Below are 6,000 nucleotides of genomic sequence, written 5' to 3'. Positions count from 1 at the left end.
GAACAGCAGCCCTGGCAGACTTCCTGCACACCTACAACCACCACCGCTGCCACACCGCACTCGGCGGCCACCCACCGATCAGCCGCGTGAACAACCCTGCGGGCCAATACACCTAGCGCTTCACGCGGTGGCGCAGCAGGACGACGTGCGAGCTGAACCTGCGGGTCTCGACGAGTTCGAGATCCACCCGGCGCTCACTACGGGGGAAGAAGGGAATGCCGCCGCCGACCAGGACGGGGTAGACCATGGCCCGGTACTCGTCGATCAGGTCAAGTTCGGCCGCCTGCGCGGCGAGGGTGGCACCGCCGATGGCGATCTCGCCCTCTCCCGGCTCGGCCCGCAGCCGCTCGATCTCCTCCGCCAGGCTGCCGGAGGCCAGGCGGGCGGCGCCGCGCACCTCGGACAGGGTGGTGGAGAACACCACCTTGGGAAGCGGGTTCCACAACCCGATCCATTCCAGCTCCGCCTCGTCCGGGGTGGTCTCCTGCTCGGCGGTCTCCCAGTACAGCATCGTCTCGTACAGCCGCCGCCCCATCACGTGGACGCCGACCTGCCGGATGTCGTCGATCCAGTAGCGGAAGACGTCCGGGAGGGGATCCGACCAGTTGAAATCGCCGTCGGGCCCGACGATGTAGCCGTCGAGCGAGACGTTCATCGAGTAGGTCACGCTGCGCATCGAAGTCCTCCTGGTTGACGGATCCGACCTTACGACCGCCGGGCGAGGCGGAACTCATCGCGACGCGCGCGATCCGGGCGGTTCGCGGTTGGATGAGGCATGGAGTTCTTCTGCTACCACCGTGACCGGCCCGGTTCCTTGCCGCTGCGCCAGGAGCTGGGCGAGGCGCACTGGGCCTACATGGACGGCTACGAGGCGGAGCTGATCGCGCGGGGCCCCACCTTCGCGGCGGACGGGGAGACTCCCACGGGCAGCGTCCACATCGTCGACCTGCCGGACCCCGCCGCGGCCCGGGCGTTCGCCTTCGACGAGCCCAACCAGCGGGCCGGAGTGTACCGGGACGTCCTGCTGCGGCGGTGGCGGAACGTGCTCGGGCGGACCATGTGGGAGTTCCCCGGCGGCCGGTCGGGCGGCAACCGCTACCTCGTGCTCGGCTTCGGCGCGGGGCCGGGTGTGGATCTCGACGTCCCGGCGGCCGTGCGGGACGACCTGATCGCGTACGGGCCGCTGCTGTCCGACGACGGTGCGGTATGGGTGGGTACGGCGGCACTGGTTCGGGCCGTGGACGCGGAGGCGGCGGGTGCCGTATTGACCCGGGACGCGTACGCCGAGGTCGAGGTGCACGCGTGGGAGTTCGGGGGGCGGAGGTGAGGGTTACTCGCCGGCGTGCGTGAGGAAGGCGGACCAGGCGGTGGGGGAGACGCGGAGTTCGGGGCCCTGGCGGTTCTTGGAGTCCCGGATGTGGATGGTGTCGGGGGCAGCGGCTATCTCTACGCAGTCGCCGTCGCCGCTGCTGCTGTAGCTGGACTTGAACCAGGCCAGTTCGAAGCTGCTCATAGGTTTCCTCGCATCCGCTGCAACAGGCTCACGGAGTCTTCGAGGGTGAGAGCCTGTGAACGCATCCTGGCATATCGCCTGTGCAGCACGCTGATCTCTTTCGGGTCAGAGACGAACTGCCCGCCGCGTTGCCCCTCGTTGTAGGCGAACCAGCGATTCTCAGGCGTTTCCAGCAACTGCATGGGGCCCGCCAGGCCTGCATGTGCCCCCTGCGCCAGCGGCATGACCTGGATCTCGACGTTTCGTCGCCCGGCGATCTCCAAGACGTGGTCGATGAGCCCGCGCGTGACCTCCGCACCGCCTGTTCGCCGCAGGAATGTGTGCTCCTCCAGGATGAAGTTGAACGCGGTGTTCGGCCGCTCGCGCAGCAGTCGCTGTCGCTCCACACGAGCTGCCCAACGCTGATCGATCTGTGCGTCGTCCAAGGGCGGCAACTGGTTGGCGAACAACGCCTGGGCGTATGCCTCCGTCTGCAACAAGCCCGGAATCATGCGGCACTCGTACGTGTACAGCGTGATGGCCACCTGCTCCAGCCGGGCCCACCGCCGGAACCAAGCCGCCAGCCCCGGCTGCCGCTCCAGGCACCCCGCCGCCCTCTGTAAGGCGCCGGTCCTGCCGAACACCTCCTCCGCCCGTTGCACGAACTCGGGATCCGGCATCCGCCTCCCCAACTCCACCGAAGCCACCGTGTGTTTGGAGAACCGCACGAGTTCCCCGAACTCCTCCCGGCTCAGCCCGGCGTGTTCGCGCAAGCCCTGGACCACCGCCCCGAACGTCCGCAGACTGTCCGACGACTCCGGCTCGCCACCCGTCCCCACCATGCCATCGACCACGGTCGGTCACCTCCCGCAGCATGGTTACGGCACGTCACCGGTACTGTCCAGTCCGTGACCGCGTACGCTGCCGCAGCGTACGCGGCTCCGGCCTGGAGAAGCGCCGTCCCCGCACGTCACATTGGGCGCATGACAGCGCCGATCAGCCGCAGCACCGCCCAACCTCCGGTCACCGTACGTGTGTTCACCCAGCGCCTCAGCTCCACGCCCCGCGGCGCCCGTCTCGCCCGCCGCCTCACGCTGAACCAGCTGCACTCCTGGGGCATCCCCTACGGCTCGGACGTCTCCGACGCGGTCGGGGCGATCGTGGCCGAGCTGGCGGCCAACGCCGTGACGCACGGGCGCGTGCCCGGGCGGGACTTCGCGCTGCGGCTGGCGCTCGTGCCGGGCCGTGTCCAGGTCGAGGTGGCCGATTCCCGCAGCGGGCCGCCCCGCCCGCCCGCACCCGGTGCCGTACGGCCGCCCCGGCCCCTCGACGAGCACGGCCGCGGGTTCGTCCTCGTCGACGCGCTCGCCGACCGCTGGGAGGTGCTCGACCGCGAGCCGCCCGGCAAGACCGTGCGGGCGGAGGTCGACCTGCCGGAATGGATCGACGTCCCCGGCTCGAAATGACGCGCGGCGCCCCGGCGTTGGTGAGGGCATGACCGACAGACCGACGCCCCGCATCCTGTCCGACGAAGCCCTCTCCGACCTGCTCGCCGCGCAGCGGTTCGGCACGCTCGCCACCGTCAAGCGCAGTGGCCACCCCCACCTGACCACCATGGCGTACAGCTGGGACGCCGAGTCCCGCACACTGCGGTTCTCGACCACGGCCGACCGCGTCAAGGTCACGCACCTGCGCCGGGAACCCCGCGCCGCCCTGCACGTGCAGGGCGGGGACGTCTGGTCGTTCGCCGTCGCCGAGGGGGAGGCGGAGGTCTCCGCAGTCACGTCCGTCCCCGGCGACGCGGTCGGGCGGGAGCTGCTCGCGATGATCCCGGCGGGCGCCGCGCCGCAGGACGAGGACGCGTTCCTGCGGCAACTGGTCGACGAGCGACGGGTCGTGATCCGGCTGCGGGTGGACCGGCTGTACGGGACGGCGCTCGACGTCGAGGGGTAGGGCACCTGCCCGGGGCGGGCGCCCGGTCGTTGCTGCGCGGACCATTGACGCGCAAGGGGTTCGATTCTACGGTCCCGTTCGAACTTGCGAGCACTGTTCGAGATATCGACCAGTTGTGACACCCCCACCGCAAGGAGGACCCCCGTATGAGCCGCACCCCCCTGCGCAGGCGCACCACCCTGCTCGCCCTCCCCGCCGCCGCCCTGCTGGCCCTGATCCCGGGTACGGCGTCGGCCTACCCGGGCCCCGGTCGCGTGACCGGCGACATCGTCACGCACGACCCGTCGATGATCCGCACCTCGTCCGGCCAGTACCTGCTCTACGCCACCGGCGGCGGCATCGCCCACAAGACCAGCGGCGACCGCACCGCCTTCCGCAACGGCGCCGACGCCTTCTCCAGCCGGCCGAGCTGGTGGCGCACCTACTCCTCCGTCCCCGAGGCCTGGGCGCCGGACATCTCCTACCAGGGCGGCAAGTACCTGATGTACTACTCCGTCTCGAAGTTCGGCTCGAACACCTCCGCCATCGGACTGGCGACCTCCACCACCGGCCAGCCGGGCAGCTGGACCGACCAGGGCACGGTCTACACCTCCAACTCCGCCAGCGACTTCAACGCCATCGACCCGAACCTCTTCGTGAACGACGACGGCACGTGGTGGCTGTCGTTCGGCAGTTGGTGGACCGGGATCAAGATGATCCGCATCAACCCCGCCACGGGGAAGCAGCTGGCCTCCCACACCACCCGGTACTCGCTCGCGTCCCGCCCCACCGGGACCAAGGCCGTCGAGGCGCCCTTCATCGTGAAGCGGGGCGGCTACTACTACCTCTTCGCCAGCTACGACACCTGCTGCGCCGGCACCGGCTCCACGTACAAGGTGAAGGTCGGGCGCGCCACCAGCGTCACCGGCCCCTACCGCGACAGGAACGGCGTCGACCTGATGAACAACGGCGGCACGCCCGTCCTCGAATCGCACGGCAGCGTCATCGGCCCCGGCGGCCAGTCGATCCTGAAGGACGCCGACGGCGACCTGATCGTCTACCACTACTACGACGGCAACGACAACGGCACGCCCAAGCTCGGCATCAACCTCCTGAACTGGAGCAGCGGATGGCCCGTCGCCTACTGACCCTGCTGGCGGCCCTGCTGCTGGCTCTGTCCGCCGGGCAGCCGCAAGCGAGCGCCGCCTCCTTCACGAACCCCGTCAAGTCCGTCAAGGGCGCCGACCCCTGGATCTCGTACCACGACGGCAACTACTACCTGGTGACGACCAGTTGGACCGACGTCATCACCATCCGCAAGGCCACCACCCTCGCCGGGCTCGCCACCGCCCCCAGCGTGCAGGTGTGGAAGGGCGACGCCGCCTCGCGCTGCTGCAACATCTGGGCGCCCGAACTGCACTTCCTGGGCGGCCGCTGGTACCTGTACTACGTCGCCGGGCAGAACGTGTCCGACTACAACCCCACCCAGCGCAGCCACGTGCTGGAGAGCGCCGGCTCCGACCCCATGGGGCCGTACACGTACAAGGGGCAGCTCAGCAGCGCGTGGATGCTGGACCCGAGCGTGCTGAACGTGAACGGCCGGCTGTACATGCTGGGCAGCGCCGTCACGGGCGGCACGCAGAACCTCGTCATCGCCCCGATGTCCAACCCGTACACCGTCAGCGGCCCCTACTCGACCATCTCGACCCCCACGTACGCCTGGGAGCGGCAGGGCGGCACCGTCAACGAGGGCGCCGAGGTGCTCCAGCGGGGCGGCCGCACGTTCCTGATCTACTCGGCGAGCGGCTGCTGGACCCCCGACTACAAGCTCGGGCAACTCGAACTGACCGGCTCCGACCCGCTGGCCGCGTCCTCCTGGACGAAGAAGTCCACACCCGTCTTCCAGCGCAGCGACGCCAACGGGGTGTACGGGCCCGGCCACAACGGCTTCTTCACCTCACCCGACGGCCGCGAGAACTGGATCGTCTACCACGCCAACGACGCGGCCTCCGAGGGCTGCGACAACGGCCGGACGACCCGTGCCCAGAAGTTCACCTGGAACGCCGACGGCACGCCGAACCTCGGCACACCGGTGCGGCTCGGCGCCTCGCTGCCCGGGCCTTCCGGGGAACCGTCCAGCGCCTCCACCACGTACACGGTCACCAACCGCAACAGCGGCAAGTGCCTGGACGTGACCGGCGGTTCCACGGCGGACGGCGCCAACGTGGCGCAGTACACCTGCAACGGCAACGCCAATCAGCGCTGGCGCCTGGAGGACCTCGGCGACGACACCCACCGCCTGGTGAACGTCGCCACCGGCAAGGTCCTCGACACCGCCGACTGCTCCTCCGCCGACGGCGCCGACCTGCGCCAGTGGTCGTGGCTGAACAACACCTGCCAGCGGTTCCGCTTCGTGGCCACGGACGGCGGCTTCGTCCGCATCACCAACCAGGCGACGGGCAAGGTGGCGGACGTGGCCGACTGCGGGACGGCGGACGGGGCGGACGTACGCCAGTGGTCATGGCTGAACAACGCCTGCCAGCAGTGGAAGCTGACGGCCGTGTAGCGCCGCCCCC

General features: G+C 69.8%; 8 protein-coding genes and 1 pseudogene. 6 read left to right on the top strand and 3 right to left on the bottom strand.

Translation table 11 applies throughout. The features are described from left to right. A pseudogene (locus ACIGAN_RS23125) lies at nt 1–116 on the top strand (IS481 family transposase); the annotation flags it as partial. Here the strand turns inward: ACIGAN_RS23125 and ACIGAN_RS23120 are convergent. After that, entirely contained in the window at nt 113–676 is a 564-nt protein-coding gene (locus tag ACIGAN_RS23120) for a dihydrofolate reductase family protein (protein WP_365736650.1), read from the bottom strand. The pseudogene ACIGAN_RS23125 and the gene ACIGAN_RS23120 sit on opposite strands and share 4 nt — an antisense overlap. 99 nt (nt 677–775) lie before the next feature. Here ACIGAN_RS23120 and ACIGAN_RS23115 point away from each other — a divergent pair, with 99 nt between their 5' ends. After that, a complete protein-coding gene (locus ACIGAN_RS23115) occupies nt 776–1,327 on the top strand; it encodes a YciI family protein (protein WP_365736648.1) in 552 nt (183 codons plus the stop codon). Between the two features lie 3 nt (nt 1,328–1,330). Here the strand turns inward: ACIGAN_RS23115 and ACIGAN_RS23110 are convergent, their stop codons facing one another. Both ACIGAN_RS23110 and ACIGAN_RS23105 read right to left on the bottom strand, forming a co-directional pair. Further along, nucleotides 1,331–1,513: a DUF397 domain-containing protein gene (locus tag ACIGAN_RS23110; RefSeq protein WP_365736646.1), complete on the bottom strand. Its 183-nt coding sequence runs from the start codon at nt 1,511–1,513 to the stop codon at nt 1,331–1,333. Continuing rightward, complete coding sequence (locus ACIGAN_RS23105) at nt 1,510–2,334, bottom strand: helix-turn-helix domain-containing protein (protein ID WP_365736920.1); 825 nt, start codon at nt 2,332–2,334, stop codon at nt 1,510–1,512. Before ACIGAN_RS23105 ends, ACIGAN_RS23110 begins: the two co-directional genes overlap by 4 nt. 141 nt (nt 2,335–2,475) lie before the next feature. Here ACIGAN_RS23105 and ACIGAN_RS23100 point away from each other — a divergent pair, with 141 nt between their 5' ends. From ACIGAN_RS23100 to ACIGAN_RS23085, 4 genes are all read left to right on the top strand, one after another. After that, nucleotides 2,476–2,958: an ATP-binding protein gene (locus ACIGAN_RS23100; RefSeq protein ID WP_399860078.1), complete on the top strand. Its 483-nt coding sequence runs from the start codon at nt 2,476–2,478 to the stop codon at nt 2,956–2,958. A 28-nt stretch (nt 2,959–2,986) separates the two neighbouring features. Continuing rightward, nucleotides 2,987–3,445, top strand: coding sequence for a PPOX class F420-dependent oxidoreductase (locus tag ACIGAN_RS23095; protein ID WP_399860076.1), 459 nt, complete (start codon nt 2,987–2,989; stop codon nt 3,443–3,445). Between the two features lie 146 nt (nt 3,446–3,591). Then, nucleotides 3,592–4,572: an arabinan endo-1,5-alpha-L-arabinosidase gene (locus ACIGAN_RS23090; protein ID WP_365098914.1), complete on the top strand. Its 981-nt coding sequence runs from the start codon at nt 3,592–3,594 to the stop codon at nt 4,570–4,572. Then, the gene (locus ACIGAN_RS23085; protein WP_399860073.1) at nt 4,554–5,990 is read left to right on the top strand and encodes a family 43 glycosylhydrolase; all 1,437 of its coding nucleotides are present in this window, start codon (nt 4,554–4,556) and stop codon (nt 5,988–5,990) included. Before ACIGAN_RS23090 ends, ACIGAN_RS23085 begins: the two co-directional genes overlap by 19 nt. Nucleotides 5,991–6,000 lie beyond the last annotated feature (10 nt).

Origin of the sequence: Streptomyces sp. NPDC085931, from assembly GCF_044540565.1 — a bacterium.
In the GTDB taxonomy this organism is placed as follows: domain Bacteria; phylum Actinomycetota; class Actinomycetes; order Streptomycetales; family Streptomycetaceae; genus Streptomyces.
Note: the sequence above shows the minus strand (reverse complement) of the source record. Positions and strands in the feature narration are given on the sequence as shown.